The following is an 18,892-nucleotide window of genomic DNA, read 5'->3' on the forward strand; positions in this document are numbered from 1 at the left end:
GGGCAGGAAGGGATCCACCGTGAGGAAGTACTTCAGAGGCGGCATCGCCGCGGTGACAGGGGCACTGATCGCGACGAGCATCGTGCTCACGCCGGCCGCGGGCGCAGCGGCCAAGCAGGACCCGGACACGCAGAAGCTCTCGGGCGCGCTCGCGACGCAGAAGGTCACCTGGGAGGAGTGCACCTTCCCCGGCGTCGCACCGGAGACCGTCGCGAAGTTCAAGACCGTCAAGGGCCTCGCCTGCGCGACCATCCAGGTCCCGCGCGACTGGCACAACCCGGCCGACGGCAACACGATCGGCATCCGCGTCTCCAAGACCGAGACCGCGTTCAAGGGCACCAGCCGTCAGGGCATCGCGCTGGTCAACCCCGGTGGCCCCGGCGGCTCCGGCCTGCCGTGGGGTGCGGCGATGGCGCTGCGCGCCCCGGTCCTCGCCGGCCAGTACGACTTCATCGGCTTCGACCCGCGCGGTGTCGGCCTCTCCACGCCGCTCACCTGCAGCTACACCGTCCCGAACAGCACCGACGTCAACGTGCTGAACAAGGCGAAGGTCGACGGCTGCCTCGAGAACCCGCTGACGCAGTTCATCACCACCGAGCAGACCGCATACGACATGGACTTCATCCGCGTCGTGCTCGGCGAGAAGAAGATGAGCTACATCGGCTACTCCTACGGCACGTGGCTCGGCACCTGGTACGCCGCCACGTTCCCGAGCAAGGCGCACCGCTTCCTGCTCGACTCGGCCGTCGACGCCTCGCAGTCGACGCTGGAGAACACCTGGGACCTGCAGCCGCGCACCCGCGACCGCCAGTTCCAGGAGGCGCTGCTGCCGTACATGGCGCGCAACGACGCCGAGTACGGTCAGGGCACCGACCCGATGGAGATCCGCCGCAACTGGGAGAAGGCCGGCGGCACCCGTGAGTTCCTGGGTCAGCTGTTCGTCGCGTGGTTCGTGATCCCGGCCATGTACGACACCACCCAGTACCCGACCGCCGCCGCCGCGGTGTCCGCCGTGATCGGCACCCCGGCCACCGGCACCGACGCGGAGAAGGTCGAGCAGCTCGTCGCGAAGATGCTGACGACGCCGGGCCTGTCCGACGAGAACAAGGCGTTCATCGCGAAGGCCAAGGCCAACGCTCTCGCCGCGATCGCCAAGAAGGACCGCGTCGCGGTGAAGTCCACGACCGCCGCCGCCGAGGTCGAGACCTGGGACGCGACGTTCGAGGCGATCCGCTGCCAGGACGGTCAGTGGAACCAGAACCTGCACTACTGGAACTACTGGCTGGCCGACCTGACCGTGAACGCGCCGTTCATCGCGCCGTTCATGGCGACGCCGCTGTGCGCCTACTGGCCGACGAAGAACGCGATGCCGAAGCCGGACAAGAAGACGTTCCCGCGTCTGCTGGTCGCACAGTCCGAGCTCGACGCCGCCACCGCGTACGAGGGTGGCCTCGCCACGGCGAAGGCGCTGCCGAACGCCAAGATGATCAGCGTCGACAACGAGGGCTCGCACGGCCTGTTCCCGTACAACACGGACTGCGTCGACGACCCGATCACGTTCTACTTCCAGACCGGTGCGACCCCGCGCAAGCAGTTCACCGGCTGCCAGGCGCTCCCGCTGCCGGGCGAGGACAAGACGTTCGACGTCGGCGGCAAGCTCACCAACGGCAAGGTGAAGATCAAGATGATCACGCCGGCGGTGAAGGAAGCCAACAAGATCGTCAAGGACCTGCTGAGCGGTTCCTCGACGGCGGCGGCCGACGAGTCGGGCATGCCGGCCAACCTGTAACACCCTTTCAGAGCTGCGGCCCCCGGCGCGATGCGCCGGGGGCCGTTTCCATTGCGACTACAGGTAGTCGCGCCAGAACGGCACGGTGGCCTTCGCGGGAAAGCCGTTCGGGTGCCCGGGCCGGGGTTTCTCGAACTCCTGGTTGACGTAGTCGGTCAGGTCGACGCCGTAGCGAATGATGTCCGTTCCATAGACGGACAGCACCGGATTCCCGAACGTGCCTCGCCCCGCGGGAAGAAACCGGTGCCCGTAGACCGGGACCAACCTGGGCGCCTCGTCCACTTCCCAGCGCGCCACCGCCATCGCCGTCTCACCGTCGTCCGGCCGCTCGCCCCAGGCCGGGTTCCAGTGCTGTCCGGCCTCGACCTCCCGCAACAAGCCTCTGACCGGCCAGCCGAGTTGCTGGTGGAGATCGTCCGGATCGCCGTCGCGCCACTCGGGCCACGGCTGCTCCCACGTGTGGAAGACACCTGCTTCCGAGATGTAGGGAGTGTTCACCGGCAACCCCGCGGCGAGGAAAGCGCGGTGGTCGTCAGCGAACTCGAACCCGTGCTCGGCCTCGATGCGCGCGAACTCCGCATCGGTCAGTCCCGGCGCTATCTCACAGCAGTTGAGCTCGACCAGGCGGCGCGCGGCCGCGGTTCCCAGATCCCGACCACTCGTCACAGCGCGACCGTAGCGGGATTCGCTAGCGCTGCCACCACTTCTTGCGGACCACGTCGACGATCACGCAGGTGATGTTGTCCGGGCCGCCGTTGCCGTTCGCGAGCGCGATCAGCTGCCAGGCCGCCTCTGTCCCGTCCTCTGTGGACAGCAGGATCTCGTGGACGTCGTCGAGGTCGGTGTAGTCCGTGAGGCCGTCGCTGCAGAGCAGGTAGCGATCCTCCACCTTGGCCTGATGCCAGGTCAGGTCGGGGTCGTGCGAGTTGCCGGACTGCAGGGCGCGCAGCACGTAGGCGCGGCGCGGGTGGACGAGCGCCTCCTCCGGCGTCATGCGGCCCGCGTCCACCAGGGCCTGCACCATGGTGTGGTCGTGGGAGATCTGGCGGAGCTCGCCTTCCCTCAGCAGGTATGCGCGGGAGTCGCCGATGTGCGCCAACTCAAAGGCGAGGCCCTCCCAGCGCATGGCGGTGAGGGTGGTGCCGGCGCCCTGGGGTGTCTCGGCGTCGAGTCTGCGCGCGATCTCGGCGACCGCCGGGCCGAGGTCGCCCTCCCAGCTCGCCAGGACGTTCACCGCGAGTGCGCTGGCCACTTCGCCGTGCTCGTGGCCGCCCATGCCGTCCGCCACGGCCTGCAGGTCCGCGCGGACGTAGACCGAGTCCTCGTTGTGCTCGCGAACGAGCCCAGGATCGGTCGCCACGGCGATGCGCAGCTCGTGTGTCATGTCTCCAGTAGACCAGTTGTGAAGTGAGTTCACAAGCAATACGGTTGTGAACATGGATGAGACGGTCAACGCCGGTGACATCGCGCGCCTCGCTGATGTGGGGCGGGCGGCGGTGTCGAACTGGCGGCGGCGGTTCGAGGACTTCCCGTCGCCGGTCGGCGGGACGGCCTCCAGTCCGTTGTACCTGTTGCGCGACGTGGAGTCATGGCTTCGGCGAAACGGGAAGCAGTTCCGGGTCTCGCCGGCCGAGCGGTTGTGGACGCAGCTGCGGACCGCGGACGACCTGAAGCTCGGTGAGGCGCTGGCCGCGGTGGAGGCCGACGCGCAGACGTTCGAGTTCCTGCACGAGCGCTACCTCGAAGCCCACTCGCGGCTGCTGAACCCCACTCCGCCCGAGGTCATCGAGGTCGTGCTGGCCACGACCGACGGCGACACGGTGATCGATCCCGCGTGCGGCACGGGGAGTCTGCTGAAGGCGTCCAAGGCGCGGAACAAGATCGGGCAGGAGCTCGATCCGGTGTCCGCGGTCATCGCGCGGCGCCGGATGCCGCACGCGCAGATCTTCACCGGCGACTCGTTGCGGCACAACGGGGTCCAGGAGAAGGCCGACGCGGTGGTGTGCGATCCGCCGTGGCACGACCGGACGTGGGGGCACGAGGAACTGGTGGGCGACGCCCGCTGGACCTACGGCCTGCCACCGCGCGGCGAGCCCGAGCTGGCATGGCTGCAGCACTGCCTGTCGCTGGCCAAGCCGGGCGGGCTGGTCGCGGTGCTGCTGCCGTCAGCCGCCGCGTCGCGCAGGCCGGGCAAGCGGATCCGCGGAAACCTGCTGCGGGCCGGGGCTTTGCGCGCGGTGATGACCGTGCAGCCGGGCCGCGACCTGTGGCTGCTGCGGAACCCGATCGGCCGCGCGCCCGAGCACATCGCGCTGCTGGAGGCGCCCGGTCCGCTAGACCCGAACACGCGGGTCATCGACCTACTGGACGACGACGTCGACCTCAGTCCGTCGCGCCGCAGCGGCACCGACGTGTCCGCCTACCTCGCCGCGCAGCCGACATTCGGCCTCGCGCCGTTGCCCGAACTGCGAGAACAGGCCGCTCCCCCGATGACGACGATCGGTGAACTCGTGCGCGCGGCGCCCGGCAAGCACGTCGTCACGTCGCCGACGGGCGCGACGTACGAGATCGATCCGCGCAAGGTCGACCCCGACTTCCTCGAGGGCGTGCTTCGCGCCGCGTTCGCCAGGACCCCGACCGGCTCGACCCGGCTCGACGTGCGCAGGACGCAGGTGCCGTCGCTGCCGCTGACCGAGCAACGGCGGTACGGGCAAGCGTTCGCGCAGCTCAAGGCCCTGGAAGCAGGTCTGGAGGAGGCCGCGGGACTGGTTCGTTTGGGATACAATGGACTCCTGAGCGGACAGGTCGGACCGGCGTGATCCCGGCGGATTCACCCGATCGAGATGTCCTGAAACGCTGTTACCGTTCCCTCGCGTACGAGGAAGCGCGGGGTGGGCGAACAGGCGACGGCAGTTAGGCTTCCCGGGTGCTGATCGCCGACCGCTATGAGATCGACGACCTGCCGCTGGGGCGGGGTGGCATGGGTGCCGTGCACAAGGGGCGGGACCTGCGCCTGGATCGACGGGTCGCGGTCAAGCTGCTGCGCCTGCCCGGCAGCGATGACGAGGTGGCGCAACGGTTCGCGCGCGAAGCGAGGATCGTCGCTAGGCTCGAGCACCCCGGAGTGCCCGTCCTGTACGACTTCGGGACGCACGAGCAGCGCCTGTTCCAGGTCATGCAGTTCGTCGACGGCGTCACGGTCGCCGACCTGGTCGGCGAGTTCGGGCCGCTGCCCCAGGCGTGGGCCGCGAACATCGCCGCGCAGACCGCCGCGGTACTGGCCGCCGCGCACGAACGCGGCATCTGCCACCGCGATCTCAAGCCCACCAACCTGATGCTGTGCCCGGACGGCGCGGTGAAGGTGCTCGACTTCGGGCTCGCGCTGTTGCGGGAGAGCGACGTTGCGCCGTTCAGCCGAGCCGGCCAGATCCTCGGCACGCCCTCGTACATGGCGCCCGAGCAGATCCAGCGCGGGATCGCCGAGCCCCGCAGCGATTTGTACGCGCTGGGGTGCGTGCTGCACGAGATGCTGACGGGCGAACAACTCTTCACCGGGCCGACGGCGTACGCGGTGTTCGACAAGCACGTCAAGGAACCGCCGCCGCGGCTGCCCGGCGATCTCGACCCGGTGGTGCAACGGTTGCTGGCCAAGGACCCCGGCGGGCGGCCGGCGACGGCGCTGGAGGTTTTCGAGGACCTGCAAGGGTTTGCGCAGGATCCGCCGGCGTTGCCCGGGTTCGTGCGGGACGGCTCGACCGCGATGTACTCGAGTGTGCAGGTCAGGCCGGGATTCGGTTCACCTCGTGATCACCGGTCGCCCACAGGTGCTGCACCGCGTACGCCCGCCACGGTCGCCACGCCTCCGCACGCCTGACCAGAGCCGCCGGCGTCGACGGCAGGCCCAGAGCCTCTGCGGCCGAACGGATTCCCAGATCGGTCGGCAGGAACGCGTCCGGATCCCCCAAAGAGCGCATCAGGATCGACTCGACGGTCCAGGGGCCGAAGCCGGGCAGCGCCGAAAGCCGTTCGCGCGCAACGGTTCGGTCCGCGCCGGGAGACAGGTCCAAACCGGACTCCAGGGCGTCCAGCAACGCGGCCATCGTGCGGCGGCGGGACTCGGGCATGGCCAACTCGCCGACGTCGAACGACAGCGGGAACAGGAACAGGTCGCCCACCGGCGTTCCGTGAGCCGCGACGAGGCGTGCGGCGTGCGTGCGCGCGGCCTTCGTCGACACCTGTTGGCCCAGCACGGCGCGAATGGCGAACTCCGCGCCGTCCACCGTGCGCGGCACACGGCGGCCGGGCGCGGCCGAAACCAGCGGGGCCAATAGGGGGTCCGCGGACAGCGCGGCGTCGATCGCGAATGGGTCGGCGTCGAGGTCCAGCAGAAACCGGCAAAGGTCTAGAGCACTTGCCAAATCGCGAGAATCGGACAGTTCCAGCGTGCAAGCCACGTGGTCGGGGAACGGCCGCAAAGCCGCAATGCCGAAACCGCAAGGAAGTCGCAAGGTTCGGCGGTAGACACCGTCCCGCCACTCCTCCACGCCGGGCACGGCGGTGGCGATGAGGTGGCCGAACAGGTTGTCGGGGCACAGAGGTGCTTGAAAAGGCAAGCATTCCGAGAACGTGTCCAGCCGCATGTCCACGAGCATGACGCCATTCCAAGCGAGACGCTGGCGGGAAAGCGACATCATTCTGGACGGGGCCAACCGGGTGACCTGCTTCGCGGCGCGAAAATCCGTGGCTAGGCTGATCGTCGCGCCGTGGCAGCAGTGGTCGGTTTCAGCATGGAAGGGCGGCGTCGCGTGCGATGAGAGCGGCCTGTACGCGGTTGTCGCACCGAAGTTTCGTCAGCAGTCGGCTGACGTGGGCCTTGATAGCCCCTTCCGAGAGGTACATGAGCCGAGCGATGCGTGCGTTCGCCATGCCCTGCGCCAGGTACACCAGCACTTCCTGCTCGCGTCGCGTGAGCAGGCCGATGCGGCTGCGCGCGGCGTCGCGGCGTTCGGAGTCGACGCCGGTGAAGTGGTCGATCAACGCACGCGTCGCGGACGGCGAGAGGATCGCCTCCCCCGCGGCGACGGCACGCACGGCGTTCACCAGCGCGTCGGGTTCGCCGTTCCTGAACAGGAATCCCGCCGCACCGGCGCGCAACGCGGGGAAGAGCATCTCCTCGGTCTGCGGGGTGCACAGCATGATCACCTGCGTGCCGGGCACGTGCCTGCGCACCATCCGCACGGCCGCGAGGCCTTCCATGCCGGGCATGGAGGCGTCCATCAGCAGCACCTGCGGGCGTTGGCGCCGTGCGAGCTCGAGAGCCGCACCGCCGTCACCGGCCTCGCCGACGACCACGACGTTGCCGGAACGTTCCAGCACACCGCGGACTCCCGTGCGGATCAGCACCTCGTCGTCAGCGATGCCAACGGTGATCGTGCGCGGCTTGTCCACCAACTGCAGGCCTGCACTCGCCCACGAGGTGCTCGTCGTCAACGTCATCCGCACTCCCTGTCAGACCGGACCAGTCACCAGTTTGCTTCCGAACGAGGACCACGGGAAGGCAGGCATAACGAGCAGGTTGCGAACCGTCTCGCGCACGCAGAGGCGTAACGGCCTGCACATAACGCGCCACCACCCACGAGCTGCGCGAACGCCGGACCGAGACAGGAACACCCTGCCGTTACGGCTTGAGGAGAGGGACTCATGACCAGCAACGGACGTTGCGCTCTATGCGACGGCACGATGCCTCCCGCCACCTCCGAGCAACGCAGGTCCTACTGCTCCAACGCGTGCCGCCAAAGGGCGTATCGCCGCCGTGTCACCGTTTCCACGACAACGCCTGCCACCAGGCAGAACGTGCGCGTGCTCTCGAACCTGCCCGCCGCGCGCGACACGTTCATCGGCCGCCAGCAAGAGCTTTCGAAGCTCGACCAGCTCCTGCGCAGGCATCGTCTCGTTACGCTCGTCGGCAGTGCGGGTGCGGGCAAGACGAGGCTCGCGCTGGAGGCCGCGGGACGGCTGCGGCGCGGGCGGACAGACCGGGTCCTCCTCGTCGCGCTGGGCGAGATCACCGCTTCCCGAGACGTCATGCCCGCCCTCGCTGACGCGCTCGGAGTGACCGCGGTGACCGACGAACCGTTGCGCGACACCGTGGTCGAGACGCTGGTCAACATGAAGGTGGTCGTGGTCCTCGACAACTGCGAACACCTCCTCGACACGTGCGCCGAGCTCACCGACGTGCTGCTGAGCCGCTGCCCCGGCGTGCGGGTGCTCGCGACCTCGCGCGAGGCCCTGTGGATCACCGGTGAGGTCAGCTTCCACGTCGAGGGATTGCCCGTTCCCTCAACGGATCGGGACCTGGTCACGATGGCGGCGCCGCGATCGGAAGCCGTGAAGCTGTTCGTGGACAGGGCCCGCGAGCGCAAGCCCGACTTCCGGCTGACCCTCGACAACACGGCTGCGGTCGCGCTGTTGTGCGCGCGGTTGGAAGGCATGCCGCTGGCGATCGAACTGGCCGCGCGCTGGGTGCAGTTGTTGCCGGTCACGGACATCTGCGACCGGATGGACGAGCCGCTGGAACTGCTGACGCTGGGCTGCCGCAAGTCGCCGTCGCGCCAAAGCTCGTTGCGCGAGGCCATCGACTGGAGCTACCAGCTGCTGCAGCCGGACGAGCAGTTCGCGTTGCGGCGGCTCTCGGTGTTCGACGGCGGTTTCGACCTGGCCGCGGCCACGGAGGTCTGCTCGTCGGAACGCTCCGCGGAACCGGTGCTGGACGTGCTGTCCCGGCTGCAGGCCAAGTCGCTGGTGACGGCGGTGCCCGGCACGACGCGGTTCCGGCAGCTGGAGACGATTCGCCTGCACGCCAGGGAGAAGCTGCTGGCGGCAGGCGAGCTGGACGTCGCCTACGAGGCGCTGGCCAGGTGGTTCACCGACCTGTCGGACGTGCTGATCACCGCGCCGCTGTCGATGCCGGCGGACGTGCAGCACAAGCTCGACAACCACGTCGACAGCCTGCTCGGCACCGTCGAGTGGGCGGCTGACCGCTCCGACGAACGGCTGCTGCTCCTCACCTCGGCACTGGCGGACTGCGCAGCCCGGCGCGGACGGCTCGGCCAGGCGCGCGTGCTGCTGCGGGACGCGCTGCGGCGACCGTCCACAAGGGACGACTACCGGTGCGTCGCCCTGAACCACGCCGCCAGGTTCGCCGCCGAGCAGGGTGATCACGACGAGGCCGCCGAACTCTCCGGCGAGGCGTCACGGCTGGCACCGCACAACTCGACGGCACTCGCGATGAGCTGCCGCAGCACGCTGGCGGCGGTGCAGCAGTCCTCCGGCGAGTGGGAGGCGTCGAACGAGAACAGCACCGAATGCCTGCGGGTCGCGGAACTGCTGGGCGAGCCCCTCGCCCGTGCGGCGTGCTTGGTGGACCTCGCGCGCACGGCGTTGTCGCTGGGCAAGCACGAACGCGCCGAGAAGAACGTCATGAAGGCGTTGCCGATCTCGCGCGCGTCGGGCATGCCCGCGCGCATTGCCTCCGCGCTGAACACACGGGGTGCGGTCGCGTTGGTGCAGGGCGACCTGGACGAGGCCACGCACGCCTTCCAGGAGGCGTTGCGGATGGACGGCATCAACCCGCTGACCGCCCCTGACGCACTCGAAGGCCTCGCCGTGGTCGCGTTGACGCGAGGCCAGGCCGAGCGCGCGCTACGGCTGGAAGCGACCGGACGGGCGATGCGCAGGTCTGTCGGCGTGGTGCCGAACCCGTTCTGGGCGGAGAAGGTCGCTGGAGCCATGCGCACCGCACGGCTGATGCTGTCCGTCGCGCGCGCGGAGACCGCGTCCACGCCGTTGACCGCTGCGGAGACCGAGGCGTTCATCCAGGACGAGGTGTGGCTGGACCGCACGGAGGCCGCGTTCGGTTCGCTCGACGACCACGAACGGCGCGTGATCGCGTTGCTCGCCATGGGACTGACGAACCAGCAGATCGCGAACCGGCTGAACGTGTCGGTGCGGACGGTGGCCTCGCGGCTGCAGCGCCTGCGGGACAAGCTGGGGCTGCAGAGCCGCGAGGACATCGCGGCCTGGGGTGCGGAACGCGCTATCGGCTGAGCGCGTAAACGTTTACCCACAGTTGACAGATTTCCTTGGCCGCCACACGGGCATCGGTCACCGTGCACGCCGCCAGCTTCAACACCTCGGCATCGCGGGCCGTGGTGGCGTTGGGAATCGCGAGCACGGTCATCCCCGCCGCGTGCGCGGAGCGGATGCCCGACCCCGAGTCCTCGACCGCGAGGACGTTCACGGGATCGAGGCCGAGCTTGCGCGCGGCGAGCAGGTACGGGTCGGGCGCGGGCTTGCCGTTCGTGACGTCGTCGCCCGTCACGATGGCCTCGACGTGCCTGCGCAACCCGGACGCCGACGCGGCGGCCCTGACGTACCTGCGCGGCGACGCCGACACCAGCCCGACCGGCCCGAGTTCCGCGGCCAGCGCAACGAGCTCCGCCGCACCGGGCAGCAGCCCGAACGTGCCGCGCGCGATCGCGTCCACCATGCCGTCCACGCACTCCGACGCAGCGCGTTCCGGCGTGAGGCCCTGACACCGTTCGGCGAGGTAGGCACTCCACGTGCTGGTGCCCTGGATCGCCGCCCAGTCGGCGTGGGTCCAGCGGTAGTCGTGGCGGGCCGCGACGGTGCCGATGACCTGCTGCCACGTCGCGGAGCTGTCGACGAGGGTGTCGTCGAGGTCGAAAACGGTCGCGTAGAGCGTCACAGCGCGACCACGCTCTCCTGCACGAATGCGGCGAGCTGCTCGATGGACACCAGCTTCAGCGAATGCTGGTCCGCGAACGCCCTGAGCTGCGGCAACCGCGCCGGCTCTCCGTCCTCGTCGCAGATCTCGCTGATCACGGCGACCGGCGCGAACCCGGCGAACCGCATCAGTTCCACGGCGGCCTCGGTGTGCCCGCGCCGTTCGGTGAGACCACCTGCCCTGGCGCGCAACGGAAACACGTGGCCGGGCCGGCGCACGTCCTGCGGGGTGCTCGCGGGATCGGCGAGGACGCGCAGGGTGCGGGCGCGGTCGGCGGCGGAGATGCCGGACGTGATGCCGTTCGAGGCGTCGATGGAGACCGTGTAGGCGGTGCCTTCGGGGTCCTCGTTGTCCTGGACCATCAACGGCAGGCGCATCCGGTCGGCGACCTCGGGGGACACCGGCGCGCAGATCAGGCCGCTCGTGTGGCGCACGTAGAACGCCAGTGCCTGCTGGGTGGCGTGTTCGGCGGCCATGATCAGGTCGCCCTCGTTCTCGCGGTCCTCGTCGTCCACGACGATCACGGGGCGGCCTGCGCGCAGGTCGGTGACGGCAGCCTGGACCGAGTCCAGGCTCGGTGTGCGTTTTGCCTGTTCAGGAACGGTGAGGTTCACGTCCTCATCGTTGGGAACGGGCGGGGGTGACGCTCGGCGGACCAGTTGGTTTGACCCGAAGGTGCGAACTTCGCACCGATTGTGGAGAGCAGGCCCGCAAGCGGGCACGAGGCCGGAAATTGTCAGACCTGGCTGGGATAATTGAATCAGGGGACCCCTGGAGGGGGACCCCTGCGTGAGCTTGACGAGAGCTGCATCGAGCCTCTTCTGGACCGACTCCTAGGCCGCGAGCTTGGCGATCAGCTTGCGGGAGTCTTCCTCGTCCAGCGCGACGCGGTTGAGTGCTTTGAGAATGTCCTCGTAGTCTCTGATCGAGTCCTTGCGCTCGACGACCAGGTTCGAGTTCTCAGCCTCCAGGAAGATCACGGGCTCGATCCTGTCGAACCGCAGCAGGTCGAAGCTCCCCGACATCCCCGCATGAGCGCCGACGGAGAACGGCACGATCCGGATGTGGATGTACGGACGCACGGACATCTGCAGGAGATGGTGCAGTTGCGCGCGCATCACGTCCGCGCCGCCCACCTGGGACCACAGCACCTGCTCGTGGAGGTAGAACGTGCAGTTGAGCCTCTGCCGGAAGACTTCCTGCATCGCAGTGCGTCCGCTGACACGATCTTCGACCTCGTCTTGCGGGAGGTTGACGGCTTCCCGGCAGATCGCCCTCACGTAGTCGGGCAACTGGAGCAGGCCGGGAATCAGCAGCGGCTGCCAGACCACGAACTCCTTGGCCTTCCACAGGTGTTCCAGGAAGGTACGCATCCGGAAGGGCTGCTGGTCAGCGAAGTGCTGCCACCAGACCCTGAGGTCTGTCTGCTGGAAGAGGTACATCAGGTGGTCACGTTCTTCTGGAACGATTCGGCAGAAGCTGAGCAGGATCGCGACATCGACCTCTGAGCAGCCGCCCTTGCCGTTCAAGAGATCCGAGAGCTTGCCCGGGTCCCAGTCGATCTTCTCGCAGATCTCGCGCGCGGTCATGCGCGTGGCAGACAGGGCAGTTCGTACCGCGTCGCCGAACTCCCGCCCCCGCGCCGTGGAGAAACGCTTTGGCATGGAACGAAGTTAGGGCCGACCGTCCACTTTGTGCGATCGCCCAGCCGAAACTCGACCCGAAGGGAGTTCGTCTCGGAACCCCTCCAATAGTTAACCAACTAGACAGAGACGGGACAACCAGGGCACCTAAACCGTTTTCGGACTGCTCCATTCGAGTGACGGCAGAGGTCTAGACCTTGACCTTCGAGTGGTCTAAACCACATCGTTCCGGTACCCCCTGCGACTGAGGAGACCGATGTCCAAGTTCCGATGGCATCTAGCTGCTCTCTTCGCGGCTGTCGCCGCGATGGTCCTCGGAATCGTCGTCGTGCCCGCTGCTAGCGGTGCCGGTGGCGTTTCCGCCACGTTCTCCAAGGGTTCTGACTGGGGAACTGGCTTCGAGGGCAAGTACACGATCAAGAACAACAGCGCGGCGGCCCTGACGTCGTGGACCGTCGAGTTCACGCTCCCCGCCAACCACAAGGTCACCTCGCTGTGGGACGGCTCGTACACGACGAGCGGCCAGACCGTCACGGTCAAGAACACCTGGAACGGCAGCATCGGTGTCGGCGGGTCGGCGAGCTTCGGCTTCAACGGCTCCTACTCCGGCACGTTCGGTGCGCCGACCAACTGCAAGCTCAACGGTGGCTCGTGTGACGCCGGCGGGACCAACCCGACGACCACCACGACGACGTCGACCACGACGACGACCACCACCTCGACCACCACCACGACGACCACGACCGGTGGTCCTCAGCCCGGTGGCAAGATCAACCTCGGCTACTTCACCGAGTGGGGCACGTACCCCGCTCGCAACTACCTGCCGAAGAACATCGACATCTCCGGCACGGCCGCCAACATCACGCACATCAACTACTCGTTCGGCAACGTCGTTGGCGGCAAGTGCGTGATCGGTGAGACGTTCCCGGCGATCGAGAAGTCGTACACGGCGGCCGAGTCGGTCGACGGTGTGGCTGACGTGTGGGACGCGCCGGTGCGCGGTGCCTTCAACCAGCTGATGAAGCTGAAGAAGAAGTACCCGCACATCAAGATCCTGTACTCCTTCGGTGGCTGGACCTGGTCCGGCGGCTTCGCCGACGCGGCGAAGAAGCCCGTCGACTTCGCGAACTCGTGCTACAGCCTGCTCGAGGACCCGCGCTGGGCGAGCCTGTTCGACGGCATCGACATCGACTGGGAGTACCCGAACGCCTGTGGTCTCACCTGCGACACGAGCGGCTTCGACTCCTACCGCGTCCTGATGGAGGAGCTGCGCAGGAAGTTCGGCCCGAACTACCTGGTCACCTCGGCTATCACCGCTGACGGCACCAACGGCGGCAAGATCGACGCCGCTGACTACAAGGGCGCTGCGGCGTTCGTCGACTGGTACAACGTCATGACGTACGACTACTTCGGTTCCTGGGCGGCGCAGGGCCCCACGGCTCCGCACTCCCCGCTGACGTCCTACAACGGCATCCCGACGCCGGGCTTCTACTCGGACGCGGCGATCCAGAAGCTGAAGGGCAAGGGCGTTCCGTCCAGCAAGCTCCTGCTCGGCATCGGCTTCTACGGCCGCGGCTGGTCCGGCGTGACGCAGGACGCCCCTGGTGGCACGGCGACCGGCCCCGCGCCGGGCATCGAGCCGGGCAACCAGAACTACAACGTGCTCAAGACGCAGTGCCCCGCAACGGGCACGGTCGCGGGTACGGCCTACGCCAAGTGTGGTGACCAGTGGTGGAGCTACGACACCCCGTCCACCATCACCGGCAAGATGGGTTACGCGAAGACCCAGGGTCTCGGTGGCGCCTTCTTCTGGGAGATGTCCGGAGACACCTCGAACGGTGAGCTCGTCAAAGCGATGAAGAGCGGTCTCAACTAGTTCTTCTAACGCCGGGAGGGGAGCTGGGTCAACCCAGCTCCCCTTTTGTTTTGCCAGAAAAGTCAGCAGAACACCTGGTCCAGCAGCCTGCTGTAACCGTCGCCAGGGCTCGCGCCATCGGCTGCCTCGGTGAGCGACAGCTCAAGGCGTTTGCCGTTCGGCGTGCCGACCATCATCGTCCCGTAGCCGTGGATCTGGCCGTCGTGGCCGTAGACCTTCGTGCCGCAGGGCAACGACGCGACCGCGAGGCCCAGGCCGTAGTCGGGGCTCACCGCCGACGTCTTCGTCAGCTCCTTCTGCTGCACGGGTTTGAGCAGCTTTCCGGCCAGCAGGGCCGTCAGGAACGTGTCCAGGTCGCGGGTCGTCGAGATCATCTCCCCCGCCGCCCAGCCCCACGACGGGTTGAGCCGCGTGACGTCCACGGCCTTGCCGGAGGCATCGGGGTAGTAACCGTGCGCGTGCGGTCCGGGCACCTCCACCGAGTTCCTGGGCAGCACGGTGTCCTTGAGCCGCAAGGGCTTGAGGATCCGCTGCTCGACCGCCTGCTGGAACGGCCTGCCGGTGACCTTCTCGACCAGCAGTCCGGCGACGACGTAGTTGGTGTTGGAGTAGTTCCACTTCGTGCCGGGCTCGAAGTCGAGCGGCTTGGACGTCGAGAACGCAAGAAGTTCCTGCGGCGTCCAGCTCTTGAAGCGGATCGACGGGAACCCGGCGGGGTCCAGCGGCAGGGCGTCCGTGTAGTTGTAGAGGCCGCTGGTGTGCTGCAACAGCTGCCGCACGGTGATGCGGTCGTCGACCAGGCCGGGCAGGTGACGCGACACCGGCGCGTCCAGGTCGAGTTTCCCCTCCCCCACGAGTTGCAGCACCACGGTCGACACGAACGGCTTCGTGACGCTGCCGATGCGGAAGGTTCCGTTGTGCGGCACGGGTTTGCGAGAGCCCAGCTCGGCGACGCCGGACCGGACGGTGTCGTGCCCGTTGATCCGCGCCTGGATGCCCAGTGCGCCACCGGACCTCGTGAGCTCGTCGATGATCTGCTGCACGGCCCCCTGCCGGACCGGCGCCGCGGAGGCGACACCGGCCGTGGCGAACAGGGTGGCCGCGGTGAGTGCGGCTACCAGTCTCATGATCAGCAGAAGACCTCGGTGAGGATCTTGTTGAACGCGTCACCGGGGTTGCCCTCGGTGGGACCGCTGGTGGCGTTGAACTCGAAGCGCTTCTTGGTGTCCGGCGTCGTCAGCATCTGCGACGAGTAACCGGGGATGCCACCGCTGTGGCCCCACACCTTCGTGCCGCACGGCAGGGTCTCGACCTGCAGGCCGAGACCGTACTCGGGGCTCACGGCCGTCGTCTTGCCGATCTCCTGCTGCTGCGCGGGCTTGAGCAGCCTGCCGCTCGACAACGCCGTGACGAACGTGTCGAGGTCGCGGGTCGTGGAGATCATCTCGCCGGCTGCCCAGGCGACCGACGGGTTCAGGCGGGTGATCTCGGCCGGCCGGCCGGCGACGGTCCAGTAGGCGCGCGCGTGCGGGCCGCTGATGCCGGCCTTGTCGCCGGGCACCTCGGTGTCCTTGAGGTGCAACGGCTTCAGGATCCGCTGCTCGACGGCCTTCTCGTACGGCTTGCCGGTGATCTTCTCGACCAGCAGGCCGACGACGACGTAGTTGGTGTTGGAGTAGCTCCACCGGGTGCCGGGCTCGAAGTCCAGCGGCTTCGACGTGGAGAGCGCGAGCAGTTCCTGCGGCGTCCAGCTCTTGTAGCGGATCTTCTCGAACTCGTCCGGGCTGAGCGGCAGCGCGTTGGTGTAGTTGAAGAGTCCGCTGGTGTGCTGCAGGACCTGGCGAACGGTGATGCGGCTGTCGATCAGGCCGGGCAGGTAGCGGACGACCGGCGCGTCCAGGTCGATCTTGCCCTCACCGGCGAGTTGCAGCGTCACCGTCGACACGAACGTCTTGGTGATGCTGCCGACGCGGAACCTGCCGTTCTCCGGCACCGGCCTGGTGGTGTTCAGCTCGGCCGTGCCGGAGGCGGCGGTGAACCGCTGCCGCCCGTCCGTGACCCTGGCCTGCACGCCCAGGGCCGCCCCGCTCTGCGTGATCTGGTCCAGGGCCTGCTGGATGACCTCGCGGTCCGTGCTCTGCGCGTCCGCCGAGGCGACGCCCGCGGTGGTCAGGGCCAGCAGGCTCGCTGCTGTGACTGTTGCTGCTAATCGAATCCCCATGCCCACACCATGTCCGGCTGTGGTGTCAGCCCGCATCCATCTTCAGTAGTACGCGCGGGTTGAAGCGACCTAAGGGATCTCCCCTGCTCCGTTCACGTTCAGTACGGGCGTTTCGCCGCATTCATGGCCGAAACGAGCATGGGACGCACTTTCGGCCAATGCGCGTCCTGCTGGCACGAGAACGGCGGCAGGAAGCCACCGCAGCGGCCGGAGCTCGCGCCGATCTCCCAGACGAAGCTCGGCACGCCCAGGTCGTCGTACACCCAGTCGTCGGTGGCGCCGGACGCGTTGTAGAGCACCTCGCCGGGCTGGCCCGCGGTGAAGCCGGACAGCGCGGCCATGTCGTTCGCCATCTTGCGCAGAGCGGTGTCGTTGCCGGTCTTCAGCGTGCTCCAGCCCCACGGGAAGAGCACGTAGTTGCCGTAGCTGTGCATGGAGATCACGGCGCCGGTGGTGTCGGCGGAGGCGGCCGCGGTGTCGCCTGGCGCGCGGGTGTCGCGGTAGAGCTTGCGCCACAACGACTCCAGCGCCTGGACCTCCACCTCGGAGTCGGCGCGCGTGCCTCGGTAGGTCTCGCTGCACTTGTTCGTGGACGAGCCGACCTCGCCCCAGTGCGAGCCGGCGTTGCGGTTGAGGTCGACGCCGCGGGAGCCCGAGGTGCAGGTGCCGTTGGCGTTCTTGCGCTGCAGCACGGGCGAGTCGCCGCCGGACTCGACGATCTCGACGCCGTCCGGGTTGGCGATCGGGACGACCCAGACCTCCAGTTCGGCGAGCATCGCGGTCAGGTCCGGGGAGCCGACGAGGTCGTCGATGAACCGCCACGCCATGTCGCCGGTCGTGATCTCGCGGGCGTGGAGCTGGCCCATCACGAACAGGCGCGGCTTTGGCGCGGTGGGCGACAATGCGCAGTCGCCGGGGTTCTTCCGCGTTATGCAGATGGCTTTCAGGTCGTGTCCGCCGCTGCCCTGGGTCTTGCGCCAGGAGTCGCCGTAGTCGACGACCGTCGCGAGATCGGGATGGGTTTGAGCGACTTCGTTCAAGTGGGCGAACTGCGCGGTGATGGTGCGATAGCCGCCGTAATAAGTCGCCTCATCGAGTGAACGCGGCGCCCGCTCGGACGGGGGCATCGCCGTCTCGACGGTGGACGGGAAACCGTCCGCGCGGAGCTTGCCGGCGGTCAGCGGGTCGCCGACGACGAACAGGTCGTCGCCGTCACGTTGCTCCAACACGTCGTAACCGAGGCGCAACAACCGTTGGGCAGAATCACCCTTGGGCGCCGGTACACGCAGCACGTATGTCGCTTGTGGACCTTCCGCGGGCGCCGGCGCGGGACTCAGCAGCAGGGCCAGGCAGGCGAACAGGGCGACGGCGGTCCTCATGATCAACGATGATCGACCGTTCCGCTGATCACCGCCACTCCGTTCGACCGACCGGATGATTACCGTCCGGTTCTTGGGACGGGGAAAGCGCCCATTTGGCGCTTTGTGACGAAAATCAATAGGATTTCACCCAGCATCGCAGCGGTTATCGTGCTGACAAGGCCGAAACCGACTCGACGGACAGCGAGGTTCGCGGACAACCAGCCACCAGGAAGAAAAGGGAGTTCAAGCCATGGATCATCTGTACAACGACGGTGTCGCTGAGATCTCGCTGCTCGACTTCCCCTGGCGCGGTTCCGCTGCGGACGACGACGAGGGGCTCGAGCCGACCATCGTCCGCAGCATGGACTGACAAAACTCGGGGGTTCCCCATGACCGGCCTGTCCACCGTCGTCAAGGGCACCGGCCCGGCTCTCCTGCTCGTGCACGGCGCGGGCGGCAGCATCCAGGCCAACTACGGACCGATCCTCGGAACCCTGACCCAGTACTTCACCGTCATCGCGCCGGACCTGCCGGGCTCGGGCGGCTCACCGAAGGCATCGGGGGCGCTCGACCTGGACAGGCTCGCCGACGATCTGGTGGACGTCGCGGTCAAGGCCGGGCACGAGTCGTTCTTCGTGTCCGGCTACTCGATGGGCTGCGCGGTCGCCGTCACGGCGGCCGTCCGGCATCCGGAGCGGGTGCGCGGGCTGGTGCTGAGCACGCCGTTCACGAAGATCGACGCCGCGACCAAGGCCAAGATCGACGAGTGGAAGTCGTTGCTCGACGGGTCCCGCTCGGTGCTGTCGAGGTTCATCCTCTCGGTGATGTGCAGCAGGGAGTATCTGGCCCGGCTCACGCCAGCGCAGGCGGAGGGCTTCGCCGAACTGATCGGCGCGAGCGTGCCGACGGGCTCCCCCGCGCACGTCGACCTGATCCTGAAGATCGACCTGACCGACCTGTTGCCGCAGGTCACGCAGCCGACGCTGGTGATCGGCGCGTCCGGGGACCAGCTGCTGTCGCGGGAGCTGGGCAAGGAGGTCTCGGACCTCATCCCCGGATCGAAGTACGCGGACATCGCGTGCGGGCACGCGATCGCGCTGGAGTCCGCGATGCCGTGGTCGCGGCTGATCACCGACTACCTCACGTCGATTTGACGCACGCGGGGACCTTTCGTACCGCATGTCGGTACGAAAGGT

At 67.9% G+C, this 18,892-nt stretch carries 16 protein-coding genes; 6 read left to right on the plus strand and 10 right to left on the minus strand.

Translation table 11 applies throughout. The features are described from left to right. Positions 1–19 precede the first annotated feature (19 nt). Positions 20–1,789, plus strand: coding sequence for an alpha/beta hydrolase (locus tag ACSHWB_RS08150; RefSeq protein WP_439661469.1), 1,770 nt, complete (start codon positions 20–22; stop codon positions 1,787–1,789). A 57-nt stretch (positions 1,790–1,846) separates the two neighbouring features. Here ACSHWB_RS08150 and ACSHWB_RS08155 read toward each other — a convergent pair whose 3' ends face one another. Next, positions 1,847–2,455, minus strand: coding sequence for a hypothetical protein (locus tag ACSHWB_RS08155; RefSeq protein WP_439661470.1), 609 nt, complete (start codon positions 2,453–2,455; stop codon positions 1,847–1,849). Positions 2,456–2,477: 22 nt separating this feature from the next. Further along, a complete protein-coding gene (locus tag ACSHWB_RS08160; protein ID WP_439661471.1) occupies positions 2,478–3,173 on the minus strand; it encodes a PP2C family protein-serine/threonine phosphatase in 696 nt (231 codons plus the stop codon). 52 nt (positions 3,174–3,225) lie between these two features. Here ACSHWB_RS08160 and ACSHWB_RS08165 point away from each other — a divergent pair, with 52 nt between their 5' ends. Continuing rightward, positions 3,226–4,608, plus strand: coding sequence for an N-6 DNA methylase (locus tag ACSHWB_RS08165; protein ID WP_439661472.1), 1,383 nt, complete (start codon positions 3,226–3,228; stop codon positions 4,606–4,608). Positions 4,609–4,715: 107 nt separating this feature from the next. Next, a complete protein-coding gene (locus ACSHWB_RS08170; RefSeq protein ID WP_439661473.1) occupies positions 4,716–5,663 on the plus strand; it encodes a serine/threonine-protein kinase in 948 nt (315 codons plus the stop codon). Here ACSHWB_RS08170 and ACSHWB_RS08175 read toward each other — a convergent pair. Together ACSHWB_RS08175 and ACSHWB_RS08180 are read right to left on the minus strand one after the other, a co-directional pair. Beyond that, on the minus strand, positions 5,569–6,441 hold the full coding sequence (locus ACSHWB_RS08175) for a DNA-3-methyladenine glycosylase family protein (protein ID WP_439661474.1): 873 nt from the start codon (positions 6,439–6,441) through the stop codon (positions 5,569–5,571). The genes ACSHWB_RS08170 and ACSHWB_RS08175 overlap by 95 nt on opposite strands. A gap of 130 nt (positions 6,442–6,571) precedes the next feature. Next, on the minus strand, positions 6,572–7,285 hold the full coding sequence (locus tag ACSHWB_RS08180) for a response regulator (protein WP_439661475.1): 714 nt from the start codon (positions 7,283–7,285) through the stop codon (positions 6,572–6,574). Between the two features lie 204 nt (positions 7,286–7,489). On the opposite strand from ACSHWB_RS08180, the gene ACSHWB_RS08185 reads away from it, so the two are divergent. After that, positions 7,490–9,895: an ATP-binding protein gene (locus ACSHWB_RS08185; protein ID WP_439661476.1), complete on the plus strand. Its 2,406-nt coding sequence runs from the start codon at positions 7,490–7,492 to the stop codon at positions 9,893–9,895. On the opposite strand, the gene ACSHWB_RS08190 is transcribed toward ACSHWB_RS08185, so the two are convergent. From ACSHWB_RS08190 to ACSHWB_RS08200, 3 genes are all read right to left on the minus strand, one after another. Then, positions 9,885–10,556, minus strand: coding sequence for an HAD family hydrolase (locus ACSHWB_RS08190; protein WP_439661477.1), 672 nt, complete (start codon positions 10,554–10,556; stop codon positions 9,885–9,887). The two genes, ACSHWB_RS08185 and ACSHWB_RS08190, sit on opposite strands and share 11 nt — an antisense overlap. After that, positions 10,553–11,209: a 3,4-dihydroxy-2-butanone-4-phosphate synthase gene (gene ribB / locus ACSHWB_RS08195; protein WP_439661478.1), complete on the minus strand. Its 657-nt coding sequence runs from the start codon at positions 11,207–11,209 to the stop codon at positions 10,553–10,555. Before ribB ends, ACSHWB_RS08190 begins: the two co-directional genes overlap by 4 nt. A gap of 219 nt (positions 11,210–11,428) precedes the next feature. Then, positions 11,429–12,259 carry a helix-turn-helix domain-containing protein gene (locus ACSHWB_RS08200; protein WP_439661479.1) on the minus strand — a complete coding sequence of 277 codons (831 nt, stop codon included), beginning with the start codon at positions 12,257–12,259 and terminating at the stop codon, positions 11,429–11,431. Between the two features lie 235 nt (positions 12,260–12,494). On the opposite strand from ACSHWB_RS08200, the gene ACSHWB_RS08205 reads away from it, so the two are divergent. After that, complete coding sequence (locus ACSHWB_RS08205) at positions 12,495–14,114, plus strand: glycosyl hydrolase family 18 protein (RefSeq protein ID WP_439661480.1); 1,620 nt, start codon at positions 12,495–12,497, stop codon at positions 14,112–14,114. 62 nt (positions 14,115–14,176) lie between these two features. Here the strand turns inward: ACSHWB_RS08205 and ACSHWB_RS08210 are convergent, their stop codons facing one another. The 3 genes from ACSHWB_RS08210 to ACSHWB_RS08220 all read right to left on the minus strand — a co-directional run bounded on the left by ACSHWB_RS08210 (position 14,177) and on the right by ACSHWB_RS08220 (position 17,714). Continuing rightward, complete coding sequence (locus ACSHWB_RS08210; RefSeq protein WP_439661481.1) at positions 14,177–15,241, minus strand: serine hydrolase domain-containing protein; 1,065 nt, start codon at positions 15,239–15,241, stop codon at positions 14,177–14,179. A 2-nt stretch (positions 15,242–15,243) separates the two neighbouring features. Next, the gene (locus tag ACSHWB_RS08215) at positions 15,244–16,335 is read right to left on the minus strand and encodes a serine hydrolase domain-containing protein (protein WP_439661482.1); all 1,092 of its coding nucleotides are present in this window, start codon (positions 16,333–16,335) and stop codon (positions 15,244–15,246) included. Positions 16,336–16,433: 98 nt separating this feature from the next. Then, positions 16,434–17,714 (minus strand): M14 family zinc carboxypeptidase, encoded by a 1,281-nt coding sequence (locus ACSHWB_RS08220; protein WP_439661483.1) that lies wholly within the window; start codon positions 17,712–17,714, stop codon positions 16,434–16,436. Between the two features lie 371 nt (positions 17,715–18,085). Here ACSHWB_RS08220 and ACSHWB_RS08225 point away from each other — a divergent pair, with 371 nt between their 5' ends. Next, complete coding sequence (locus ACSHWB_RS08225; protein WP_439661484.1) at positions 18,086–18,850, plus strand: alpha/beta fold hydrolase; 765 nt, start codon at positions 18,086–18,088, stop codon at positions 18,848–18,850. Positions 18,851–18,892: the final 42 nt, after the last annotated feature.

It is taken from the genome of Lentzea sp. HUAS TT2 (assembly GCF_051853195.1).
Classification (GTDB): Bacteria; Actinomycetota; Actinomycetes; order Mycobacteriales; family Pseudonocardiaceae; genus Lentzea.